16 protein-coding genes are annotated in these 23,956 nt (G+C 61.1%); 11 read left to right on the top strand and 5 right to left on the bottom strand.

The genetic code is table 11. From position 1 onward, the window contains the following. The 5 genes from P1X16_RS27845 to P1X16_RS27865 all read right to left on the bottom strand — a co-directional run. Positions 1–1,325 (bottom strand): hypothetical protein (locus tag P1X16_RS27845; RefSeq protein ID WP_277235924.1); only part of this gene is annotated, 1,325 nt, incomplete at its 3' end. Between the two features lie 59 nt (positions 1,326–1,384). After that, a complete protein-coding gene (locus P1X16_RS27850) occupies positions 1,385–4,060 on the bottom strand; it encodes a hypothetical protein (RefSeq protein ID WP_277235925.1) in 2,676 nt (891 codons plus the stop codon). A 51-nt stretch (positions 4,061–4,111) separates the two neighbouring features. Continuing rightward, positions 4,112–4,492 (bottom strand): hypothetical protein, encoded by a 381-nt coding sequence (locus P1X16_RS27855; protein WP_277235928.1) that lies wholly within the window; start codon positions 4,490–4,492, stop codon positions 4,112–4,114. Positions 4,493–4,588: 96 nt separating this feature from the next. After that, complete coding sequence (locus P1X16_RS27860; protein ID WP_277235929.1) at positions 4,589–5,038, bottom strand: hypothetical protein; 450 nt, start codon at positions 5,036–5,038, stop codon at positions 4,589–4,591. Positions 5,039–5,230: 192 nt separating this feature from the next. Beyond that, positions 5,231–5,527, bottom strand: coding sequence for a hypothetical protein (locus P1X16_RS27865; RefSeq protein WP_277235931.1), 297 nt, complete (start codon positions 5,525–5,527; stop codon positions 5,231–5,233). Between the two features lie 218 nt (positions 5,528–5,745). On the opposite strand from P1X16_RS27865, the gene P1X16_RS27870 reads away from it, so the two are divergent. The 11 genes from P1X16_RS27870 to P1X16_RS27920 all read left to right on the top strand — a co-directional run bounded on the left by P1X16_RS27870 (position 5,746) and on the right by P1X16_RS27920 (position 23,942). Then, on the top strand, positions 5,746–15,138 hold the full coding sequence (locus tag P1X16_RS27870; protein WP_277235932.1) for a pentapeptide repeat-containing protein: 9,393 nt from the start codon (positions 5,746–5,748) through the stop codon (positions 15,136–15,138). 168 nt (positions 15,139–15,306) lie between these two features. Further along, positions 15,307–15,546: a hypothetical protein gene (locus P1X16_RS27875; RefSeq protein WP_277235934.1), complete on the top strand. Its 240-nt coding sequence runs from the start codon at positions 15,307–15,309 to the stop codon at positions 15,544–15,546. 98 nt (positions 15,547–15,644) lie between these two features. Continuing rightward, positions 15,645–18,047 carry a DNA topoisomerase gene (locus tag P1X16_RS27880; RefSeq protein WP_277235936.1) on the top strand — a complete coding sequence of 801 codons (2,403 nt, stop codon included), beginning with the start codon at positions 15,645–15,647 and terminating at the stop codon, positions 18,045–18,047. A gap of 334 nt (positions 18,048–18,381) precedes the next feature. Then, entirely contained in the window at positions 18,382–18,981 is a 600-nt protein-coding gene (locus P1X16_RS27885; RefSeq protein WP_277235939.1) for a hypothetical protein, read from the top strand. A 49-nt stretch (positions 18,982–19,030) separates the two neighbouring features. Beyond that, positions 19,031–19,741 (top strand): hypothetical protein, encoded by a 711-nt coding sequence (locus P1X16_RS27890; protein ID WP_277235940.1) that lies wholly within the window; start codon positions 19,031–19,033, stop codon positions 19,739–19,741. 283 nt (positions 19,742–20,024) lie between these two features. Next, positions 20,025–20,624 carry a hypothetical protein gene (locus P1X16_RS27895; RefSeq protein WP_277235941.1) on the top strand — a complete coding sequence of 200 codons (600 nt, stop codon included), beginning with the start codon at positions 20,025–20,027 and terminating at the stop codon, positions 20,622–20,624. Between the two features lie 143 nt (positions 20,625–20,767). Next, a complete protein-coding gene (locus tag P1X16_RS27900) occupies positions 20,768–21,331 on the top strand; it encodes a hypothetical protein (protein WP_277235942.1) in 564 nt (187 codons plus the stop codon). A 187-nt stretch (positions 21,332–21,518) separates the two neighbouring features. Continuing rightward, complete coding sequence (locus P1X16_RS27905) at positions 21,519–21,782, top strand: hypothetical protein (RefSeq protein ID WP_277235944.1); 264 nt, start codon at positions 21,519–21,521, stop codon at positions 21,780–21,782. A gap of 46 nt (positions 21,783–21,828) precedes the next feature. Then, positions 21,829–22,632: a hypothetical protein gene (locus P1X16_RS27910; protein WP_277235946.1), complete on the top strand. Its 804-nt coding sequence runs from the start codon at positions 21,829–21,831 to the stop codon at positions 22,630–22,632. A gap of 154 nt (positions 22,633–22,786) precedes the next feature. Next, complete coding sequence (locus P1X16_RS27915) at positions 22,787–23,362, top strand: hypothetical protein (protein ID WP_277235948.1); 576 nt, start codon at positions 22,787–22,789, stop codon at positions 23,360–23,362. A gap of 1 nt (position 23,363) precedes the next feature. Continuing rightward, entirely contained in the window at positions 23,364–23,942 is a 579-nt protein-coding gene (locus P1X16_RS27920; protein WP_277235950.1) for a tail fiber domain-containing protein, read from the top strand. Positions 23,943–23,956: the final 14 nt, after the last annotated feature.

Consider the following 23,956-nt stretch of genomic DNA (forward strand, 5'->3'; position numbering starts at 1 on the left):
CCCAGCGCCGCGCCGCCGGCCGCCGCGCCGCCCGAGGCCACGGCAGCCCCGATGCGCAAGGCCGAGCTGACGAAACTATCCGCCGCGCTGGAACCGACAATTAAACTGCTCATGTACGGCACCATGATGTACATAATGATGAACACGATGCAGGCCACGGCAAACTTGGTTTGGGCGATGCCCGTCATGTTCATTAGCATGTTGGCCCCGCTGCTGGTGGATTGCGCGGCCTCGTGGGCCTGGTAAAACACGAATAGGCCGGCAATCACCTGAAAGGCAATGCTCCACATATGAATGCCGATAAGTGATTGTAGCCAGCTTTTAGCCACTCCCCCGAACCCCGGAATAAAGGAGAAGGCAATAGCGATGGGCCCCGATACGTAGAGAAAAGCCAGCAGAAAGGACTGGATAAACTCCATGATGGCCTGTATCATGCCCGTCATAAAGTCGGTGGCTAATCCGAGCAGAATCTTTTGGGGCGAAAACGCCGCCTGCATATCGGCAAAGGCCGTGCTAATGGACGTAGCTAGCCCGCCCATCAAAGAAGCCCCGTCCTGCGTGCCGCCGCCCGTCTGGCTGGGATTAGGGCCCACCGTACCGGTTGGAGAAGCCTGCTCGGCGGCAGCGTCGCGCATCTGCTTGAGGACAGTGTAGGCCGACGTGTTCTGGCTGCTATCGTTGATGAGTTGGGCCACCCCCCCGATGAGGTTACCCACCTGCGGCACCAGCACGTTGTAGCTAAGCAGGGCGATGTAGAGGAACATCACGCGGAAGATCGGGCCCAGCTCAAATTGCACGGTGCCCGAACTGATAAAGCCCCGCACTACGGTCAGCGCGATGGTGGTAAAGACGAACAACGGGGCCACATACGTCAGCATCGTGTCAAGCACGCGCTGCGCCATCTGGTAAGCCCCGCTGGAAACGGCCTGGTTGAGGTTGCTGTTGCCGATGTTGCCCAGCGTGGCGGACGGAGCCGACCACGTGCCCAGGGTGTCGCGGAAAAAGTAACCCCAGCCGAAAAATATCACCAGCCCCCCGACCAGCCATAAAAAGGAGGTGACCGACTCAGGACTGCCACTGAGGAAGTTTTTGGCGACTTTAAGCAGGGCAATGATGAGGCCGATAGCCATCAGACCCCGTAAAAACACCACGGCAAAGGTCTTGACTGTGCTCATGGTGGCGGCGGGCGTCGCCCCGGCCCCCTGAGCCAGGGCTGACGTTTGAGCCAGCAGCAACAGCACCCCGGCCAGCAGCAAACCCCGGAACACGGGGGAGCCGCCCAGGGCGCGGCGAAGGGAAGGCAGATACATAATATAGGAACCCATGAGACGAAAAGCAAAAAGGTGAAGGGGAGGCCAGCCTCCCCACTGTTGCGGGGCCGGACTTACTGGCCCACGCTTTCCAGCACGGGGGCTGCCTCTTTGCCGCCCGACTCCACGAAGGCGTCCACGGCAAACTGGAGCTGCTGCTCGTACACGGTCGTGTACAGAGGCAGATGGGTCACGGGGTCCAGCTTAGGCTGCCCCCGGTGGTCAAGCACGGCCTGGGGACGGGCCCGCTGATAATGCTTGATGAGCTTGTTGAGGTAGTTGCGCTCATCCGGCCGCGAAGAGAGGATGGCGTTCAACTGAGGCGAGGCTTCGAGGGCGAATATGGTGGCGGTCTGCCCCTGCTTGATAAAGAACTCGCGGTAGTCGGTGCCGCTGCGGATAGAGCCGATAAGGGCCATATCCTGGGGCGTGAAGCCCAACGGGTTCTGCAACCGCTCGCGGGTGGAATCCGAGCTGTGGCGCAGGATGATTTTGGTGGCCGAGTTGTCAATCAGCGCCGTGCCGATGGGCGAGGCCAAAATCTCGGTGATTCCTTGGGTGATTATCCCTATCGACCCTTTCGTTTTTCGGATGGTGCGGTACATATTCTCGATGAAGTCCTGCAAGGTGCCCGAGAGCATACTCCAGGCTTCGTCCATGAGAATGTACTTCACGTCGTCGGGGAAGCGGCGGAACAAATCCAGGCTCAACTCGGTGATGAGCATGGCTACTACCGGGTAAAGCGTTGGGTCGCCTTTAACCCGGGCCATGTCGAAGCAGATAAGCGGGTACTCGCTCAAATCCACGTCACGCTTGGCGTTCAGCACTTTCTCGTACCGGCCGCCCGCGGCGTATTCTCCCACGATAAGGAAGAACTCGTTCATCTGCACGTAGGCAATATCCTTTAGGTATTGCTCGCGGTTAATCAGGAATTCGGAATCTTCCTTTTGGGCTACGTCCAGTTGCTCGACCGGACGCAGCAGCAGCTCGTGGGCTGCCCGCACGTACTGGTAAAAGGAGTCCATGCCAGGAAACTCCTCGTCGCGGTGGCCAATCGAGTCCTTGGCATTGAGGTAGGCGTAGTAATCCTTGAGGTAACGCGCCAACACCACGGTTTCCGAGCGCGACAGGGTTCCGGCGGCCTTCCAGAGGGTGCCCAGTAGCGAGAGGTGAAACGTCACCTTTTCGTCGGGGTACAACCAGTGCTGATTGACTGGATTGCGCGGCAAGAAGAAAGGGTTAAATTCAATCGGGTTCTGCGGGTCGTACTCGAAGTACGTGTTAATGAAATCATTGCCCGTGAGCGCCTGGCACACGTTGCGGTAGGAGCCGCCCACGTCGATAATGATCTGCCGCGCCTTGTTCTCGAACCGCTGAATGATGAAGTTGCCCATCGTGTACGACTTACCCGAACCCGAAGGGCCGATGGTCAACGAGTTTTGGTTGTCCTGGGACATATCAAAAAGGTTGACTCGTTTCAGGTTGCGGAAACGGTCACAGACGTACTCGCCGGTGCGGGTGCTGCGGTAGGATTGCGTCCAGTGGAAGTAACAGGCCGCCCGGTCAGTTGTCGTTGGAATCCAGCGGTCAGGCACCTGATAGCCATTGCCCGGCAGCGAGCCGAAGAAAAGCGGCAGCGTAAGCCAGCTTTCCACCGCCGCTTCCGAGGAATAGAGCGAGCGCAGAGCAGAGCTGGCCAGTTCAATGTTTTGCTTGCGCAGCTTATCGGACGTTTCCCATACCAACACCGAGGCGTGCAGCAAACAGAGCTGCTTGCCTTCGGCCCGTACTTCGGCCGAAAACAACTCAATCTCCGCCATGCGGATTTCGTTGTCCTGGGTGGCGAATTTGCTCAGGCCCTTGTTCAGCCGGCGGTCGAGGTCGAGGTCGGCTAGCGCGGCTTTGGTGTCCTGAATCTGAATGGACTGCGTAAAAATATGGGGCACCAGCAAAAAGTTGGTGAGCGGATACACCATTGGCGACACCACGCCATAAGAGTTGGTGACGCAAGGATGAACTTCGGAACCCTGGCCAACCATGCTGATGCAGGACAGTTTCTGCTCACCCACGGCAATCGTGCCGGTATCGTTGAGCATTTCGCGCTCGTAATGCTGCGGTTGCGAATCAAACTCCAGATTCATGAATTGCAGGTAGAGCAACCGTATCTGATTTTCGTCCATCCGGGTGAGGCGCACGTCGGGAAGGGCCCGCAGCGCTTCCATAAACTCGGAAGCGTAGCGCTCAGCTTCGGCCAGAGAGGCCGAAACGGACGCAAAAACGCTGTCCGGCAGCGCATCTTCGGCCTTGTTGATTAGGGCGTTGAGGCCGGAAGTAGGGCGCGGTGTTTTAAGCTTGGTGTTGGTGTTCAGGTTGCCGTCCTTTTTGACCGGCAACGGGGCAAAGCTCAAGAAGATATAGCCATTGTAGTAAAGCACCAGCCGGTTGCCGAAGTAGTCGCCCATTCGCTGGGTGAAATACTGACCGGGTGAGGGCGGGTGAACATAGGGGCGGTCGTAATACACGTCCGTCTTTTGCACCACGCAGCCTACGGGCAGGTTTTTAAGGGCGGTCTGGAAACCAACCCAAGCGGAGGCAAAGTCGTCCTGGTCCCAGCGCTCCATTTCGGCGGCTTCAACCTTGAAACCGACCGCTACGCGGCCGTCCTTGAAAATGACTTTGTTTTCCTCATAAGAATAGACGGGGAAAGCGTCGTGGAGGGAGGCCATTTTGCCGGCTTTACTTTTTAGCATGGGGATAGGGACTATGAAAGTGACGGGCACCAACGGAGCCCGGAGGGAACGCTACTTTTTCTTGGTGGCCTTCGTGGTCTTAGTGGCCCTAGTGGTCTTGCTAGCCTTGGTGGCTGCGGCGGCCAGCTTGGCTTTGGCTTTGACATTGCGGGGCAAACCCAGCGAGAGCCGCTTGGGCTGGCGGAGGTGGTAGCTGACGAAGCCCATTGCAAAACCCGGGGGGCGATGCTTAGCCAAGTATTTGAACATCAGAAACAGGCCCACCGAAACGACAATAAGCAGCACGTACACAATCCAGTGTAGGTCCATGACCATGCCGAGCAGGCCCACCAAAATGGCACCCACGATAATGAAGCCCATCACTATAAAAAGGTTGTTAATGTCGATTCCCAGCACCTGGGAGGGCTGTTCGATACTTTTGTATGTGCGCATATAGGTACAAGGTAGGAGTAAATTCTTAAAGTGAAAGGCAAAAAAAACGGGACGGCACTGCTGCCGTCCCGTTCGTATTCACGCACGCGAGAATTTCTATTGGCCAAGCAGGCCGTCGGCCGTGCCACCACCAGCTGCACCACCGCCCACGAGCGAGGTTTTCAGAGCCGAGAAGCCGAAGAAAATGAGGACGCCGCCCACTAGCCACATGAGCGAGGTCATTGCGTCGGGCTCGCCGCCCATAAATTTTTTGGCCACTTTGACCAGGGCGATTACGAGGAACACGGCGAAGATGCCCTGCGCTACAGTGAACACCAGCGACTTCAAGGAAGTAACTGCCGCCTGGGTGGTAGCCACGCTCTGAGCAGTGGAAGTGTGAGCCACTGCGGCGCTCAAAAACAGGGCGGTAAAAATGCGCTGATCCCACTTGCTCAATTGAGCACCGGGAGTAGCGAAAGATGCCATGCCCAGGCCGATGTGGCGTGCCACCAAAGCCTTGGTTTTTTGCCCGATACGACGGGCAGAATTGCTAAAAGAGCTTTTCATAAAAGGGGGTTGAAAAATGGGAAGAAAAAAAGAAAGATGGCAATCTTGTTCGTATATACGCACAGTGGTAATCAAAATAAACTACGACGTTCCAACTAGTTCGGATTGTAGTAGATATGGCTGAAAAAACCCTGCGCCCTTCGCAAATATAGGTGAAGCGGCTAATTTTCAATAACCCGTGAAAATTATTTTTTAACGTCTGTGCGGCGAACGGGCTTCTTCGGGATGGAGCTTGATGTAGACTTTCAGCAGGTGTTCTTCTTCAACTGTAGGCTTAGCCATGTTGCGCGTCAGGTAATACTGACGAGGCCGCAAAGAACGATGGTTTTGCCCTTTTTTAGGTGGTTTTAGCTCCGCCAGCCGCGCCAGCTGAGCGGCCTTTTGTGTCTCTTTACGCACTTTAATCCAGAAGGCCAGGCCCGCCAGAGTGAAAAAGCAAGCCAGTATAAGTGGAACTACCAGCTGGTTGAAAGTAAGAGTGGAAAGCATAGCCAATAGGAAAAGAAAAAAATTGGACAGGGACGGGGCGAGCGCGCAGGCTTTTACAAATCTACGTGCTTATATGCACACAAGCATTGCCCACCCGGAACACGCGCTTATATTGGGATCAACCGAGGGTTTTTTGGGCCTTGCTACGCCCGCCTGTGTGCCTATATACGCACTTCCCCACTGCCTTTTTCTCCTCATACCGTTTTTCCCCTTTCCCAATGGCAAAAATTGACCGTTTCCGCTCCCCCGAGGAAGCCGAAAGACTGGCTGAACTTAAACGTGGCGTTGACTTAGGGGCCTTGGCCACCGAGCGCTACGGTTATACCCTTAGCGACAGAACCCGCGATGGAGGCTTCACGCTCCGCAACGAAGCCAGTGGTGGAGGCGACCGCATCACCGTTAAAATGGCCCCCGAAGGGTATCATATGTACCACAACCACAACGACAACCGCGATTCAGGGTCGGTAGTGGATTTCTTGCAGCACCGCCATCCCGACAGCAATTTGGGTCAGGTAAAGGGGATGCTCCAGGAAATGGTGCCCGGAGCAAAGGCTGCCCTCGACTACGAGAAGTACGCGGCCCAGCAGGTTCAGAAGGCTCCCGGGGCCGCCGATGCGCGCTATGAGTCGCTACCGGCTTCCGAGCGCCGCGCCGCGATGGTGAACGAAACCACCGGCAACCGTGGGGGCGTGGGCCAACCGCCGTTGGTACTCACCGACAATTCCTACTTACTGGAGCGCGGCCTGACCAAGGATACAGTCAGCGACCCAGCGTTCAAAAACCGCATATTCACTGACCAGCACCCCGAGCGTCAGGAGCGGCTGGGTACGCCGCAACACAACGTGGGCTTTCCCTTCTACAATGAAAAGGGCATTCAGAGCTATGAGCTACGCAACCGTGCCCCCGAAGGCGAAACCGACTCCTTCAAAATGATGATGAAGGCCCCCGGCGATGCGTTCGGGGCCAAAAACGGCGTGTGGAGCAGCGACCTGACAGCGGGCCGAGGCGTCCCGACCGAGCGCATGAATATTGGCGAGTCGCCCATCGACATGATGAGCAAGTTCCAGAAAGAGAAGGAAGCCGCCACTGCAAGCGGCCAGGAACTACCCAATTCTCGCTACGTAGCCACCGGCGGTACTCCCTCCATTGAGCAGAAAGCTATTATTCAGGCCATCATTGACCGGGAGCAGCCCAAGCAGGTTATTCTCACCAACGACAACGACGCGGCCGGGCAAGCCTTCAACATTCGGTACTTAAATGACTTGCGCCCGCCCCTAACGGGCCTGAGCCCCGAGCAGCAGCAGGACGCAGCCCAGGCCCGGGAGCGCACCACTTGGATTGCCGGTGATAATGGTAAGAAAGGGGAGGACAAGCTCCTCACCATGACTATCACGCTGCGCAACGATGTTCCACCGTTACCAGGCTCCGGGCTAAACGGGCCGGACGGCGGAACGGTCGAGCGGGATACCGCGGGCAGCATTCGTGAGGGCCGCAAGTTTGTGGAAGAACTCCGCAACAAGGCCGAAGCCCGGGGCCTTCCTTCGGAGGAGCCGGAAGTAACGAACGGCATAGGTCTGAATATGCGGCGTAATGCCCCCGGCCAGACGGAAGTTGTTATACGGGTAAACCCGGCTCAGGCACCTGAGTTGATAGACCTTGCCCGCGAATTGCGCCGGGACCGGGAGCAGTATATGCCCGAGGCCGCCCGTACCCCCGAAAACTACTTCGTAGTGGAAAAGGCCAACGGTAAAGACTACAACCAGGATATTCTGCAAGGTCGGGCCGATGCCCAACTGGAGGCCGCTCGCCGCGAAGCCGGCTTTACGGTAGCCCCGGAAGTGGCCCCAGTGATAGCGCCCGTAGCGGCCGCCATAGTGCCCGAAGTGGCCCTGGAGCGGGCCCAGCTGCGCGTGAGCGACGCCGAGCCCCTACCAGCCGGCGTGCAGCCCCCGGACGACCGTTTCCGCTCGCTGGCCCAGGAGGTTCGTAGCGCCCTAGAGGAATCCGGTTTGCAGGTGGCTACCTCGCCGGTCCCTGGTGCTACCGGCACCCTAGCAAAGACGTACTTGGAATTTGAGTACGTTCCCAATTCACCACAGGGTCTGTCAGCGCAGCAAATCGTAGCTGACGTGCAGGCCAACGCCCCCGGCCGCGTAGATGCCGCGGGCATTGAACCCGCTGCGGAAGGCCGGGCCCAGTCCCGCTTTCACTTAGGCCTGACCCTGGATTACGCGCCGGTTGCGCTCCAAACCAGCCCAGAAGCCAGCCCCGTGCTCGAAGCCCGGTTGCAGGCCGCCGATTTAAACGTATTGCCCACCCAGGTTAACAATGAACCCGGTTTCGTAGTAGTGCTGGACCGTAGCAACGCCTTGCAGGCTGCGGCACTGGAGCACGTCGTTCAGCTGCACGAAAAAGAGAACGTAGCGCCCCTCACCGTGCTGCAATCGGAGGCTACGGTAACCGACCGTCAGCAGGGAGTAGCTGCCTATTACGACCCCGAGCGAGGTGCCAACACCCAGCCCCCGGCCCTTACAGCTTTCGTACTAGCCAACCAGCCCGAGGCCGGAGTGGAGGAGCGCCTCACCAAAGCCGGAGCCAGCGTAGAACAACTGTTCCAATCCGAAGCCGCCAAAGAAGTGAATGCCCCCTTGCAGGTGCGCATAGGCTTCCCATTAGACCAACCCGAAGTGGTGGCCAACGTCAGCCGGATACTGGAGCAGGTTGAACTAACGGGCGAAACCCGCTGGGACCGTGAGGCCCGCGAGCAGCTGACCTTGCGGCAGCCGGAACGCACCGTAGAAGCGGCCGCCGTACCCACCCCGGAAATAATTGATGTGCTTGAGCGCTTCAACCCCGACCCGGATAAAAACTACGCGAAGCTGGGCTACCCTGGCTCTGCGACGGCCGCCGTAGGCTATCCCGGAACTGAGGAAGCCTTCACGCAACGCCTAGTAGAAGCCGGCGCTACCCTGATTGAGCGCCCAGTAACAGAGCTGGCCCCGGCCGGTACCCAGTCCATTGCCTACCCACTCGACCAACCCGAGGTGGTAGCCCGCGTGAGCGGGGTGCTGGACGAAATCGACAGCGCGGCCAAGGCCCGCACCGCCAACGTCGGTGCCGAAGCTGGCCCGGTTGGCGTGTTCGAGGACTCTGCTTACCGCGAAACGCGCCAGCAGGCTGCCGAGCAGTACGCGCCGGAGCAGCGTATCGCTACCCCGGTTATTGCCGCCGATATCGACCTGAGTGGTTCGACGAGCGCGGCCGAAATTATCCGCGCCGACCGCAACCGCGACGGCCTGGTATCGGGCACCGAACTGGACACAGCGCGTTTTGAAAACAGTCAGACCAAGGAGCAACAAGCCGCCGCGCCCGGCGCAATAGCCGCTGATATTAACTTGAACGGTTCCACCAGTCAGGCCGAGATTCTGCGAGCCGATAGTAACCGTGACGGCGTAGTGACCGGCACGGAGCTGGACACGGCCCGCTTTGAAATTGCTCAAGCTAAAGAACGGGCCACCGCCGAGCAAGCTCAGCAAACCGAAGCCGAACGGCAGGCCGAAGTGCGCCGCCGCTACGAGGAGCAGCGCCAGGAGTCGGAAGCTCAGCAGCAGCAAGCGCAGGGCCGCGACACCAGCGGCCCGCTCCGGTCAGCCGGGGTAATCATTTTTGACGCGGAACCTTTACCAGCTGGCACCCTGGCCGCAGGCAGCGCTACGCTGATTTCGCTGGCCGAAAAAGTGCAGCGGGCCATTGAGGAAACCGGCAGCGAGGTAAATGCGCGCCCGTACCGCGACAATACCACAGGTCAGCCGGCCACCTTCATTTCGTTCAATTATCACGAGGGGACGGCCGAACAATCCAAAATTCAGGAAGTTTTACGCGACGCGACCAGCCAGGGCGGCACCAAGTTATTCGGCATCGAGCCGGGTGTGGAAACTCAGCGCGAAACCGCCCCCATTACCCGCACCGTGGCGCTGAATGAGCAGCCACTGGCCATTGCCCTGGATACCCCCAATCCCTTGCTGGAAAGCCAGCTACGGGCCACTGGGGCCTCGGTATCCAACGAGCCTGTGCAGGACCGGCCGGGCTTGGTCGTCGTGGTGGACACGCAAAAAGGGGAGCAGTTGGCCGGGGTCGAGCAAACCCTGACCAAGCTACCCGCTGCGGCCGTCGTAGTCGAAGGGCCCGAAGCCACTGAAATGCGGCAGCAGCTAACCCAGACGTTCCGCCAGCAGGGCGGCGTAGCCCCGGCCTTGCAAGCCGAAGCCATCCTGCCCGAGCGCATTCAGAACGATGTGCCCGAGCGCCTACGCGAAGCCGGAGCTACCGTAACCGCAGCGCCCTACGCTACCCGTCCGGAGCTGGGTGAGGGCTCGATCAGCGTGCGTTACCCACTTGACCAACCCGAGGTAATAAGCCGCGTGAGTGTGGTGCTCGACGGTGTAAACAGCCGCAGCGCCCAAGTAGCGACCGATCTGGGCCAAGCCCCAGACGTAGCCACCGGCAGCGTCGTAGAAACGCCGCTGGCTCAGCAGACGCGCCAGTTGGTGGCCAAAGAGCAGGGAGTGGAGCCTACCGGGCCCCGCGAGCTACCCGAGCGTCAACCCACCGAGGACCGCACGATTGACCGGCCCAAGAGCACGGCCATCATCGACACGGCTTCATTGCTGAATAACGACAGCAACACCGTTGGAGCGAACGCAGCCAATTCCCCGGCAACCCGGCAAATCAGTGCCGAGCCCGAGCCGCACGCCGTCGAGCGCCGCATTATTCTGGATATGACCAACGAAAAGCCAGGCCTAGCCCCGACGTTGGAGGCTGCCCTGACCAGAGGCGGCTTTCAGGTAGCCATGGCTCCTATTGAGGCAGCGGGGGAGGAAAAAGGCGGCACCCGCATTGAAGCGCTCTACCGCACCACGGACACGCTAGCCAGCCGCGAGCAGCAGGCGGTCGTACTGCGCAACATCGGCAAAATGGATTCCGAAGGCTTGACTCTGCGTGAGCCCGAGGGACAGGCCCAGGAGCGGGCCACGGCCCTCAAAGGCCCAGGCAAGCCCGAAGCCAACCAGATGGTCGCCGCCGGGCAGACCCTGCGGGCCAGCATTACGGTGCTGGAGGTAGACGGCGAGAAGGAGCGCACCACCCGGTTATGGAACGACTTGCGCGACGCCGGTGCTAAAGTGGGCCACGTGGCCAAAACGGAAATGGGCGCTGAAGGCACTAAATACGCCTTTCCCGTCGAGTACCGTCCCAGCGATACCCGCCTGCCCGTGGTCAGCGCCACCCTGGATGCCGCTGCCCGTGGCGAAGGCATCCAGGTAATGGAAACCGACAATATGCGTCTGGAGCGATTAGCCCGCACCAGCGCCCGCGAAAGCAAAGATTTAGCCGCGCTGAGCCCCGAGGCCCGCGAGGACTATAAGCGCCCCGCCGGGAAGGATTACTCTGCCGCCCGGCCCGATGCGTACGAGCGCGTGGCGCTGAGCAGCGAGGAGCTAAAAAGCCCCACCGGGGTAAAGACCCTGCGCGACGAGTTAAAAGAAACCGGCGCTGTCGTTGCCGTACAGCAACTTGACGGCCGCCCAGCCGGTAGCGGCACCGTGACGCTGAGTTTCGTAGCTGAATCGCCCAAGGCGGAGGCCGTGAACGAGGTGCTGCGGTCAGTGTCCGAAAAAGGCGGCACGGTGTACGACCTCAAAGCCGGACAGGACCGGGGCACCGAGGTTGGAGCCGCCGCCGTAGTAGCCGTGGAAGCAGCCCCCCGGGCTCCGTTGTCGGCCGAACAGGAGCGTGAAGCCAACCTGGTTGAGTTGCGCAGCCTGGAGGCCCGGCGCGACGCGCTGCGTGAAAGCCAGCGGGAAGCTACCACCCAGAGTCAGGCGGCCGAGCAGCAGCTCGTACCAGCCGTGGCCGTAGCCGCGGCCGTGGAAACGGTGGAAGTTAAGCCCTGGGTCGGGTTTGGGCCGGATTTGCGCGGCGAGGACCTGCGCAACACTGATGCCACCGGCATGGACCTGCGCGGAGCCAACTTGGCCGGTCAGGACCTGCGTTCCACCGACTTGCGCGACAGCGACCTACGTGAGGCCAACCTCACCGGCGCGGACTTGCGCGGCATGAACCTGACCGGCGTTCGGTTGGAGGATGCCGTACTCGACGGAGCCAACCTGGAAAAAGCTTTCCGGGTCGTAGAAAACAGCGAAGGCAAGCGCCAGATGGAGGATAACCTGACCCCCGCCATCTTGACTGGCCCTGAGCGCGAAGGGGCGACCTTCGCGCCCACCGTGGCCCTGAACGAGCAGCGGCTGGCTAGTGCTGAACTAGCCCCGGCCGGTGAGGAAAACAGCCCCGCCGCTTCGCCCCAGCTGGCCATGCTCCAGGCTCCGCAATATTCGGGTTTGAATTTGCCTACCGAGGAAGAAATGCGGGCTCAGGCAAGCCCCCAGGGGCAGCCCATCGTGGCCCAGAACGCGGAGTCCGAGCCCGCTTTTTACGGCGGTGGAAACCAACCCCTGCCGCCCATGCCCAGCTACCGAATGCTTACTGATTCGGAGCTAGACCAAATGGCCGTGGTTCCGGCCCCCGTAGTGGAGTTGCCCGGTGCAAACCAGCCGGGTTTGAACTTGCCTACCCAGCAGGAACTGTCCTTCGGCCCGCCCCCGGTGGAGCCGGTTGTTGAGATGCCTGCCGTAGCCCCAGCCGGTCAGGAGCCGGGTAAGGGCCCGGCCACGGCCGAAGCCGTAGGGCTGGAGGTGCCCGCACCCGTGGCGACCCCCGGCACGCTCAGCCGCTACGAGGAGTTGGAGGAAGCCGGTACAACCCTGCACGTGGCTTCCATCCACGTCACGCAGCCCGTATGGACCGAAGCCAGCGGCGTGGCCCTGGCCGATATGCCCGACCGGGTAAAGGAAATCCAAGACCGCCTGATGGCCACAGGTGTTGAGGTCGAACTGGAGCGCAACACCACGCTCGACGCCAGCGGCAAAAACGAAACCAGCGTGCTGAGTTTGGTTTACGCCCACGACGACCGCAACTTGCCTGCCTTGCACCAGGCTATAAATGAAGTCGCCAATGTACCCGCCGCAGCAGATTACGGCGTGCGCGTCGAGGACGAAAATGCCATTGCCCGGGCGGCCACTGTCGAAAGCCGGATGGAAAACACGCCCGAAGCCGCTAAGGCGCTGGCCGCCGAGTTGCACGACGGCAGCCAGACCACGGCCCGGCTGCTCATTGAGCGCCCGGCCCTGGAAGATGTTTGGGCCCTGGAAGATGCCGGCGCGAAAGTGGCCCGCATCTACTTGCCGGACGGCCCCGCCGCACTGGTGAGCTACCCGGCCGCCGAGCCCGGCGTAACGGGCCCAGTGAGCATTGAATTGGACCGCATCGAGCGCGACAGCACACTGACCCGCCCGCCCCACAACAGCTACGAGCGCGAAATCAGCGGGCCGCTGTTAGGTGAGGACCCGGCGCAGCAGGAGCGCCGGCAGGAAATGGCCAAGGCCGAAGGCTTGGTGCTGGAGCCTCAGCCCCGCTACGAGCTAAACGAGATGGCCGAGCGTGACGCCCGCGCCAAGTCGTATTTCCAGGAAGAAATCGTGCGACCCAGTGACCCTATGAGTGGGCAACTGGCCAACGGGATGGCCTTTGAAGGCCGCTTGGCCGATGTGCTGCAACTGGAAAAGCCGGACCGTGACGCGCTGGAGGCTAGCTGGAAAGCCGAGCGAACCACCCTGGTTCTGACGGTGCAGGAAACCCCGGAGTTGCGCTTGGAGGACTCCCAGCCGGCGGCGTGGCCTAACCGGGTGGCGGAGGCCCTGCGCGAGGCCGGGGCCGAAACGGTGGTAAAAGAGTTGGGCGTCAGCCCAGACACGGGCACGGAAATGCACCTGATTGCCGTCAGCTTCGACAACAGCGACCCGGCCCTGGCCCGGATTCAGGCGACCCTGAACCGGCTGGCCGATCAGGATGGTGTGCAGGTACCCACTGAGGGCTACTGGCAGCGCGAAACCATCCTGGGAGTTAACGGCTCCAAGATGGCGGAGCCCGAGGTAGTCGAGCGCGACCGGCCCTGGCTTGAAGCCGTGGTACTCGTCAACGAGCCCACTCCACAGGAGCGCCGCGAACTAACCCGCGCCGGGGCTCGTCTGGAGGATGCCCAGATGGAAGGCACCGAAGGCAAGCCCGCCGTTCTGGTGTATTACGACCTCGACAACCCGCTTACCGTGGCCAAGGTAAGCCCCGTACTGGACCGGGCCGACGAGCAGGGCCGGCTACTGGGCGAATCCGGTGAGGCCCGCGATGCCCGGGCGGGCCGCGTAGAGCAGTACCAAGCGGATATCCGGCTGGAAAAGCAGCAGGACGGGGCCGCTTGGGAACAGCTGACCCAGAAGTACCCGCAGGCTGCCAAACCGGAAAATGAATTGGCCGAACCTACCGTAGCCCTGAGCTTTGCCGATAGAATCCGCGCGGCTGTCAACGAGCAACTGGCGGATATCAAAAAGGGCTACGAAGCGGCCAGCCCGGAAAATTTAGCCATCTACGCCGCCGAGCAGCGGGGCATAGCCGACCGCCAGAAAAGCGGGCAGTCGGAGGCCGAAAAAGCGGCTTACGAGCGCGGCTTTAATGGACCGGAGGCAACGCCGGCCGCAGCAGCTGCCGCTGCTGCCGGTGGCATCGTAGCCGGCACCAATGGTACCAGCGCCGAGCTGTCTAGTGACAAGATTCTGCGCGAGCGCCGCGACGATGAGCTAACAAAGCCCATCGTGATGGACGCGCCGAAGGAAGGCAAGATCCTTGAAACCACCGAGCAGCTCAAGCCCGCCGCCGCCGGCACGCCCGACCAGGAAAAGGCGGCTGGCGAGAAAATCGTACCCCCCGCCGTAGTGGAAACCCCGGTGGTGGCCGCCGCCGTGGTGACGGCGCAGGAAGCCGAGAAACCCAAGGAGAAGGAGTTGCAGCGGGAAAAGGAATTGCAGCACGGCATCATCGGCATGGAGTCCAGCAGCCGCCGCACGGCTGATGAGCGCATAGAGCTGGTACGCGGAGCCCTGGTCACCGCCGGAGCCACCGTAGAATCTGTGGTCCCGGCCAGCCGCGACAACAAGGAAGCCACGCTAGCCTATTCCTACGACCCCCAGGGCCCGAAACTAGCCGCTGTCAATGAAGTGCTCCAAAACGTGGAAAAGGCGCAACCGTCCATGATTCGGGAGGAACCTCACTCGATGCACTACGCGGGCATCAAGCCCAACACGCACGAGATTCCCAAGCAGGACTGGCCGGAGCGGGAAGGTCAGTTCAATAAAGCCAACATCGTCGTGGATGATTTCGACAAGCGGGGAGTGGCCCGGGCCGAAAACATCAAAGGCGATTTGACCAAGGAAGGGGCCGTGGTCGGGGAAGTGAAAAAAGATGGGCACGGGCACGTGGAAATGAACGTGACCTACCACACTCACACCCCGAACATCGACCGGATAAACAGCACGTTGGACCGGGCCGGCAATTCGCCCGGCATCGAGGTGCAGGAGACGGCTACGGACCGTAGCGCCCGCTACCAGGGGGCCATCGACCAGACCCAAAACAAGGTCCAGGAGAAAGAACGCGAACGCGGAGAATAGCCCCGTATCTTGCTGATAATGAAACAGACCTCCGCCATAATTGGTGGGGGTCTGTATTTATATAGGTACAGCCGAAACTGCGTAGTAACTTGCGCGTAGCCCCGGCTTTCTAACCGAAATACCGGGGCACTTTCGTCTGTTTTTGTTTCACCCTCAATCCTTCCTGCCATGTTGGAAATGTTTCTCTGGGCCGTGCTTATTGGCGGTCTGCCCACCGCCGGCTACTACTTGTTCCAGTACGGGCGCAAACTCTACGCCCGGGGGCGTGAACTCCGGGAAACCGGCACCGACCCAGAAGAGGCCGGCCAGCAGTGGTGGGCCGAGCTGAGGTTCATCCTCGGCTGCTGCGCCTGGGCCAGTTCCGGTTTGGTGGTATGTCGGCTGCTTGAAACGGCCTCCGCCACCTAGTAAACAGGCCGGGGGCCGGAGCGGCGAAATTGTCTGTTCCGGCCCCCTCCCTTGGTTCGGTTGTATCCTTTCCCTGCCTGCGGGCATAGTCCATTCCCATGAAGAATTTACTTATTGTCGAAAGCCCTAACAAGGTGCAAAAAATCAAAGGCTTCCTCGGAGCCGACTGGCTGGTAGGAGCCAGCATTGGTCACATTCGGGACATTCCCGGCTCGGAACTAGGCGTGGACCGGGCCAGCCAGTCTTATCAGATCAGCTATGCCGTCGCTACCGATAAGGTCCAGACGGTAGCCAGCCTTAAAGCGCAAGTGGCTCAGGTGGGCAAAGCCAACGTCTACCTGGCCACGGACCCCGACCGTGAGGGAGAAGGAATATCCGCGCATTTGTGCGACGTACTGGGCCTGGACAAGCAGACCACCAAGCGGGTGACGTTCATGGAAATTACCGAGCCTGCCATCCGGGCCGCGCTCTCGAAGCCGCGCACGCTTGACCAGGCGCTGGTAGACGCTCAGGAAGCCCGGCGGGCCATTGACCGGCTGGTGGGATGGGAGGTGTCACCCACCCTTATTCGCTCACAGCCGCGCCCGGCGGAAGGGACGCCCGGCTTTTCAGCGGGCCGCGTGCAGAGCGTAGCCGTCCGTCTCGTGGCCGACCTGGAGGATACCATAGAAGGCTTTGCGGCCGGTTCCGGCCTGACTTTCCCGGTGAGTGCCACCTTTACCACCCCGACCGGCGAAAAGCTGCCGGCCCGCTACGGGGGCAAATCCGTGGCCACGGAGGCAGAAGCCCGGGCCTTGCTGGCCCGGATAACGGGAGCCGGCCAGAACTGGCAAGTGCTCAGCGTCGTGCAGCAGCCGGTAAGCAACAACCCGCTGCCTGCTTATTCAACTAGTTCGCTGCAAATGGACGGCGTGAAAAAGCTGAAATTCTCGGTTGCCAAAATCACGGAACTGGCCCAAAAGCTGTTCGAGGCCGGGCACGTAACGTATATCCGCACCGATAGCGTCAACATCGGGGAAGAGGGTACGCAGGAAGCCCTGGCGCAGATAACGAAACAGTACGGGGCCACCTACGCCTGTGCCCGTAAGTTCAAGGAAAAAGCGGGCGTACAGGGCGGTCACGAAGCCATCCGGCCCACGCACTGGGACGTTACCAAAGCAGGCAGCACGGCCGACGAGCAGGCGTTGTACCAACTGATTTACACCCGCACGCTCGCTTCGCAGATGAGCCCGGCCCAGTACGCCCAGACCGTGATTACGGTGGGCCGCAGCAACGAGGCCGCGGGGGAAGAAAATGGGGACCGCTTCGAGAGCCGGGTGAAGATTCTCACATTTCTCGGCTACCGGGCCGCGTACACTGAAGCCGAAGAGGAAGCCAGCGACGAGAGCGGGGTTGAAGGGGCGGAGGGAGCCACCCTGGTTACGCCGCTGCTGCAAGGCGACGCACTGGGCTTGGCGCGGGTGCAGGCCACCGGCCGGATGCAGAAGCCCCCCAAGCGCTTCGACGAGGCCACGCTGGTCGGTGAACTGGAAAAGCGGCAGATTGGCCGGCCCAGCACTTACGCCAGCATCATCAAAACCATCTTTGCCCGCCAGTACGTGCAAGTGGCCACGGTGGCCGGCAAAAAGGTGCCCACTAAAACCCTCAGCTGGGAAACGGGGCAGCCCGTGGGGCAACTCACCGAAACGGCCCGCAGCGAAACGCTGGGCGGCGACAAAGCCAAGCTGGTGCCGACCGACCGGGGCCGGGCGGCCACGAAGTACCTCAAAGCCCATTTTGCGGAGTTGGTGGACTTTAATTTCACGGCCAAGTGCGAAGAACTGCTCGACCAGATTGCCGAGGGCCAGCTGGGTTACGCCGCGCTGCTAAGCGACTTCGACGCCCGCCTGCTGACCCAAAAAGCGGCGGCCGATGCTAGCACCCCCCCCGCGCCCAAAGCCCGTAACGTAGGAAACTGGAAGGGGCTACCCATTCTGGCCGCCAACACCAAATTCGGGCCATCGCTGCGCTACGGGCCCGCCGGCGAGGAACAGCGTTACAACTTGCCCGAAGGAATCACGGCCGAAGCCGTCACGCTGGAGCAGGCCATTGCGGCCCTTGAACACGGGCTGACCCACAAAATGCGCGTGGTCGGGGAGTACGAGAAGATGCCCATTGAGGGCGGCATCAGCAAAGCCGAAAAACCCTACCTGCGCTGGAAAGAAAAGTTTTACAACCTGCCCGAGGGAATCACGCTGGAGCGCCTGACTCCGGAGATGGCCGCGCGGGCCATCGAGGCCCAGCTGAGCGCTACTGCCCAGGCTGTCGTTCACCAGATCGACAAAAAGTGGTGCATCATGCGCAAGCCCGAGGGCCAGGTAGGCTTATGGCTGAGCAACGGCGAGGACCGTTGCACACTGAATAAGGTGAGCGAGGAGGAAGCCAAAACCTGGACCAAAGACCAGGCGCAAACCGAAATGAAGCGCTTCAAGGCCTGGAAGGCCAAGCAGACTGCCCGGTAAGGGTGTATTGCCCGGCCCCCTGGGGGTCAGGTTTCTGTTAGGCCAGTGGGGAATGAATGGGGGTCGGGATATATTATTTTCGGGGGGCTTGAAAAAACGCCAGCGTGGCACGTTCATTGCCCCAATTGTTTTAAACAGGGTCGGGGCCAACCGGACGCCGTTTCGTGCCTTGAGGGTCAGCTGTAGCCCTTTTTTTATGAACCTATCTGTGCGTATACAGGTACAAAAACCCGTCATAGCGGCGGTACCGGCACACCAAGTACTTGCATCACGGCCGCTGGCGGTGAAAACGACCCGTTCCCAAACCATTCCATACCACTAGATCTGCGCACCCATGTCCGATACTATAACCCTACCCGAAACCGTGACCCACTTACGTAAACCTTCTCCCGCGGGGCAGGCCAAGGAGAAGGAGGTCGCTACGCTGCCTCGCTTGAGCGGGCGCTACGAAGTGCTTATTCCCAACCGCAACGAGACGATTTTCTTTGCCGACTCCCTGCACGAGGTCGCCGGGCACGTGGCCGAGGCCCGCTGGGGCAATGCCGACAAAGCCGAGGAGGTGTTCGCTTTCCTGGCCGCTGTCGAGCAGCGGGGCTACCTGGCCGCCGGTGCGTACGGCGTCCGGGTCCACCGCCCACTGCCCGATGGCCGTTCGTGGCTGGCCAAAGTCCGGGGGACGCAGCAGCGGCCGCTGCCTGCTTACGCCATTGGGGATTATGTGGAGGCCACTGGGGTGGGCCCGGAGCTGCCGGCCTACCTCAAGCCGGGCCGCCAGTTGCGGATTTACGGCGTGATGGCCCTCAACGACCGCCGGCCGGGCCGGCAATACAGCTACCTGGTGGGTGGCGGCGGCGGGACCCGGGTACGCGAAGATGGTTTACGGCCGTCAACCGCTCACCCGGAGGAGTTGGACTTCACCGCCGAAAGCGCCTAATTTTTTGTAAGACTGTTCGTATTCACTTTCCTTCCCCACTGCCTTTTGTATGAGCGATATCCTTCCCCAGGCCCCCAATGAGAACGGGCCGCAGTTGGTGGATCTGATTTATGAGTTAGCCCAGACTCGGCCCCGTTATCTGCGGCCACTCGAAACGGGCGCAGCCTACTACGACCTCTCGGGGGTGGAGCGGGCAGTGGACCCGGTACCCGAAACGGAGCAGGAGCTGCTAATGGCCAGTGCTCGGCGTACCTGGGAGCCGCTGGGACCGGTCTACCTGCTGGACCAGACCCTGCAAACCCTGCGCTGGAGTAACTCTCCGGAGCCCGCCACCTACCACGTCGGGCGGGTGCCCGAAGCGGCCAGTTACCGGTTCATAGGGCAGGAGCCCGAATACACGCTTGATGAACTGCTCTACCAGCTACGGCAGGGACCGGCAGCGTTCCGCGGCTACCCCGTGACGGGGGGCGCAGCGCTGCGGCTCCAGTTCACGCCGCCACTACCCGAGGAAACACTTAGCGAGTCGGCCGAGTGGACCAGCGACCGCAAATGGCTGGTAGCGGGCCCCGAGGTAGTGCGCGCCGGCAGCCACTATCAGCTCTACGAGGAGGTGAGCGAGGACGGGTCCCCGGGTGACACGTTTTACATCGGCCGCCGGACTGGGGAGGGGGAGTGGCTCAGCAGCTATTCCCGGGCCGAACTGGCCGCGCAGGGCGAGTGGACGCAGCTGATTACAGATGCAGCGCCGGTAGGAGCTTAATATTTTTTTTCAAAAAGCAGACAAAATTTCCGCTAAAACTATTGGCAAAAATTTTCACTGATTACCCGCCGAGAAAACAGCCACAACGAATTGATTATTAACGAAAAAGCACGGCCGCCGAAAGGAGCCGTGCTTTTTTCATTAGCGAAGATTTTAGCTAACGTGATTGGGAACTGACAGAACGGCCGGGAACAACAACCGTGCCGGGGGTGTATACTTGTGCGCCGATAGGCACAAAACTATTTTATCATTTCACCCAACTGCCCGGCTGCGGGTCCCCATTATGTCTCGTACTTTTTACTTCTCGTTGCTAGTCGCCGGAGTTGGGGCCTTCGTATCCAGCTGTTCCAGTCCCCAGGAATCGGGCACGTCCGCCAACGCTCCCGTAGCCGCTACGGAAGCCGTCCGCGGCCCTGGCACCAAAGCTGACTCGCTGGGCGGTATTCCCGGCCATAAATTTGGCGATCCGCTCAGCGCCTTCCCCGGCCTGGAGCTAACGGCCACCCAAAAGCCGGGCACCCAAACGTACGCCTACCCGAAGGGCACGACCGAGCCTGGTTGGTTCGGTAAGCGCAAGCAGGAGTCGCCCAACGACTACTACTCGTTCTACGTGTTCAAGGACGGCAAATTCGTAGCCTTCGAGGCAATGGCCTTTGAAGCCGGCCGCGCGGCCCTGCAAGAGCAGGCCTTGTACCTGTTCGGCCCGGGCACCCAGACGGCGACCAGCACCAACTGGGAAGGCAAGGAGGTATTCGCTTACTACTCGACGGTAATGCAGCCCGGCAAGGGCCCGGCCCACGTGCTCGATGTGCAAAGCCAGGCTTATGTGCGCGAGCAGGCGACGGCTCAGGCCGACCGGCTCAAGAAAGAAAACGCTCTCTAACCAAGGTAGGCAGTGGGGCAAAGAAGGTGCTAATGTCCTGAAATAAAGATAGTTAAGGGAAGGTAAAAAGGCTGTTTCGGCGTGGTTTGTGCAATTAAATAAGCACAGCCGGCAACGAAGCCTGCTTTTTACCTCCTTTTTTTATGTCTACCCGCGCCACGTACTTGTTTATCGGTGAAGCCCCAGCCCCAGCAGCTACCACGCTTTATCTGCAACTGGATGGAGACGCGCAAGGGGCGGCCCGCTACTTACGGGCTATGCTGCGAGCTGGCGAGGGAGTCAGTGCCGTAGCCTTTATCAGGGCCAACACCCAGAGCAGCCTAGTTTCGGGGCATGATGTGTACTCGAACACCAGTTTTCGCTACACACTGACCGAGGATATGTGCCTGCTGGCCGAGGAGCGGCTCGTGGATTTCGAGGAAGGCTGGAAAACTATCTTTGCCGGTCCATTGGTGGACTTTATCAACAGCCAGCCCGGTGAAATGCTGCACGCCGTGGCGCTTTACGAGTATGGCCCGGTGGGCTTCTACACGCAGTACCAGTTAGGCGTGTTTGCCGGGGATGCGATGAAGCACGTAATGGAGTTGGAACAGCAAGCGGCCACCGCCGAGGCGCAGGCGTTTGCCAAGGAGCGCGTCAAGGAGCTAAAGGCCATTCACCTGGCCGCGTTCCGGTTGGAGGAGTTTGGCGAGGCGGTGGCCGCTTGAGGCCCGTCAATAGCCCACCGAAACGGCCGCCGAAAGGGGGCCTTTTTTGTGCGTTTTCAAGTACGAAAAGCAGGCTCCTGGTCTGATTTGTGTACTTGTTGGGTGGGCGCGACGCCCCTTAACAACCCTCTTTTCTATAACTTTATCCAACGTCCATCCCTGCCCTGATAACCGCCCGGTAGTCGAATTGTCGGTATGCTTCCGCTTCGGTAACGAGCGCAACCCGTGGCCCGTTTTTGCGCCCGGTGACTTTTTCGAGCGGGAGGCGGCCGAGCGGGCCCTCGTGCTCGACGAGAGCCTGGAGGAGTGGGCCGACGCCCAGGGCTACACGCCAGAGCGGTGCAGCTGGGAGCTGCTCACCGAGTTGCCCGAGGAACTGGAGGAAGCCGATCTGCCCGGTTGGGGCGAATCATACGCCGGTCACGGAAAATATGGCTACCAGGGGCGTTGAGATGAAACGGGGCGGGGGTAACTTGCCAGTAGCCTAACGCCACCTGATGCCCTACCCGCCCCATGTGCCTGCCCACGCTGAGCCCAGCGCGGCCGCTTACCACGTCCACTGCCCCGCCTGCGGTACCTGGGTAGCCGGGGCCGTGGCCCACGCCATCGGCCCGGATCTGTGGGCCGTTGCCTGCCCGCGCTGCGGGTCTAGCGCTCCGGGCCGCATCAATCCCGACTGCGAGTTGCCCTTTGGCCCGTATTCCGGCCGGGCCGTGAGCAGCCTGCGCACCAGCGAAGGCCGTGACTACCTGGATTATTTGCTCCATACGATGGCGCTGGAACCGATTTCGGGCCCTGTGCCCGCTCAAGGATTGCGGCTGGCCATTCTCTGGCACCTGGGCTGGCTGAGCGCCGAACGAGCGCACGTGGATGCCGGACCCAACGTGCAGCGGTTGCGCGAGGAGTGGAACCAATGGCTGCGCGAGAACACGGAGGTCAATAATGCCACCCACAGCGCGGCGGCCACCGAAACCCGGCCCCGGCGGCCCGCCAGCTGGCTGGGCCTGGTACAGGCCGAGCAGGAAAGGCTGCGGGGGGGGCGGCCCCGCCGGCAGCAGTTTCACCAGTATCAGCGGCCGGCGGCACCGCCGCCACCCGACAACACCGAGCCGGTGGAGCCGCCCCCAGCCTGGGTAGCCGTGCTGGGCATCCCGTGGCCCGTGACGAGTGAGCAGGTGCGCCGGGCGCACCACCGGCTCAGTAAACGGCACCACCCCGACGTGGGAGGCAGCGCCGAGCGTATGCAACAGATCAATCAGGCGCGCGACCAAGCCGAGGCCTGGCTGCGCACCAAATCGTAGCGCAGCGTCTATTCCCGCTGATTCAGAATTTCACCCGGGTTTTTCTGCGCGCACGCTTAGGAAGAGGGCAAAAGGCCAGTACATTTGTGTATCTATGTACGCACGACGGCTCGCTTTTTGATTGCTCGCCGTTTTCCCTCTTTTTCTTTCGTTTATGAGCCTCGAATCCACTACTCCAGCCCTGCGCCCCGCCCCGGGCCGCGAGAATCCGCTGCCCGAATACGTCAGCACCACCGACCGCAACGCGCTGCCCAATGTCTTGGACTGGGCCAGCGAATCGCCCCGTCCCCCTATCAATGGCCGGGTGGATGTAGTCCGCTTCGGCATCGCGCTGGGCACCGGCACGGCGGTTGGCTACTTCCACCGCGGCGGTGAACTCGGCGTGTTGGTGGAGCTGGACAGCGTGCCCTCCTTTCTGGACTTGCCCGAGGGCACCAGCACGGCCCACTTCTTTGGCGAAAACCTGCGCCGGCTCGACCAGGGCGATGAGCCCGACGAAACCGCCGACAACGCCAACGTGCTCGACGTGCCCGTGTATAAGGCCGGCGTAGACCAGGAGGCGGCGAAAGCGGTGTCGGACGCAGGCCCGGAGCAACAGGACGCCGCTCAGGGGGAGGTCGCCAACGCCGGGGCCGAGGACGCGGAGGCGGAGGAGATGGGTGAGGAAAAAGAGGAGCCAAACGAAGGCCAGATAGTGGTTTCCGACGACGACGATAAACTCCCTTTGTAGGATGCGGGCGGCTCTCTCCTTTTTCGGGGTGCTGCTGCTAAGCTGGGCGGCAAGCCCGGCCAGTGCCCAGCAGTTTCACATGGAGCGCAACCTCGACCGCAATCTGGCCGACGCGCGCCTGCTGCGGAACATCGAGCCCTTGCAGACGGCCACCGCCAGCTTACTGCGGCTGCGGCCGGTGCGCTACCAGGTGCAGTCGCCCGTATCCGGGGCGTTGCTTGGGCCGCTACGGCTGGGTTTCGTTGCCCAGCAGCTGCATACCGTCTACCCGGGCATGGTGCTGCGCGACTACGATGCCAAAGGCACCTTGCGCGTGGAGTATGGCCAGCTGATTCCCGTGCTCACCCGCGGCTTTCAGGAGCAGCAGCAGCGCATCCAGACACTGGAAGGGCAGCTCGGGGCCATGAACCAGGAACTAGTGGCGCTACGGGCCGAAAACGGCCGGCTGACCGTGGGCTTGGCCACGCTGAGCGCCGCCGGTACCCACGACAACCCGGCAACGGCCAGCCAAATTGCGGAGTTGCAACGCGCCGTGCGCCAACTCCAGTCCCTTGTTTCTTCCTCCTCCTCCGTTCGCTGATCCGTCCCCGCTGC

Origin of the sequence: Hymenobacter sp. YC55 (genome assembly GCF_029433095.1) — a bacterium.
Taxonomy (GTDB): Bacteria; Bacteroidota; Bacteroidia; order Cytophagales; family Hymenobacteraceae; genus Hymenobacter.

What these genes read in the sequence shown, in the direction of transcription:
- P1X16_RS27850 (WP_277235925.1), bottom strand. Translation starts at nt 4,060, where the DNA reads ATGCTAAAAAGTAAAGCCGGCAAAATGGCCTCCCTCCACGACGCTTTC.
- P1X16_RS27855 (WP_277235928.1), bottom strand. Translation starts at nt 4,492, where the DNA reads ATGCGCACATACAAAAGTATCGAACAGCCCTCCCAGGTGCTGGGAATC.
- P1X16_RS27860 (WP_277235929.1), bottom strand. Translation starts at nt 5,038, where the DNA reads ATGAAAAGCTCTTTTAGCAATTCTGCCCGTCGTATCGGGCAAAAAACC.
- P1X16_RS27865 (WP_277235931.1), bottom strand. Translation starts at nt 5,527, where the DNA reads ATGCTTTCCACTCTTACTTTCAACCAGCTGGTAGTTCCACTTATACTG.
- P1X16_RS27870 (WP_277235932.1), top strand. Translation starts at nt 5,746, where the DNA reads ATGGCAAAAATTGACCGTTTCCGCTCCCCCGAGGAAGCCGAAAGACTG.
- P1X16_RS27875 (WP_277235934.1), top strand. Translation starts at nt 15,307, where the DNA reads ATGTTGGAAATGTTTCTCTGGGCCGTGCTTATTGGCGGTCTGCCCACC.
- P1X16_RS27880 (WP_277235936.1), top strand. Translation starts at nt 15,645, where the DNA reads ATGAAGAATTTACTTATTGTCGAAAGCCCTAACAAGGTGCAAAAAATC.
- P1X16_RS27885 (WP_277235939.1), top strand. Translation starts at nt 18,382, where the DNA reads ATGTCCGATACTATAACCCTACCCGAAACCGTGACCCACTTACGTAAA.
- P1X16_RS27890 (WP_277235940.1), top strand. Translation starts at nt 19,031, where the DNA reads ATGAGCGATATCCTTCCCCAGGCCCCCAATGAGAACGGGCCGCAGTTG.
- P1X16_RS27895 (WP_277235941.1), top strand. Translation starts at nt 20,025, where the DNA reads ATGTCTCGTACTTTTTACTTCTCGTTGCTAGTCGCCGGAGTTGGGGCC.
- P1X16_RS27900 (WP_277235942.1), top strand. Translation starts at nt 20,768, where the DNA reads ATGTCTACCCGCGCCACGTACTTGTTTATCGGTGAAGCCCCAGCCCCA.
- P1X16_RS27910 (WP_277235946.1), top strand. Translation starts at nt 21,829, where the DNA reads ATGCCCTACCCGCCCCATGTGCCTGCCCACGCTGAGCCCAGCGCGGCC.
- P1X16_RS27915 (WP_277235948.1), top strand. Translation starts at nt 22,787, where the DNA reads ATGAGCCTCGAATCCACTACTCCAGCCCTGCGCCCCGCCCCGGGCCGC.
- P1X16_RS27920 (WP_277235950.1), top strand. Translation starts at nt 23,364, where the DNA reads ATGCGGGCGGCTCTCTCCTTTTTCGGGGTGCTGCTGCTAAGCTGGGCG.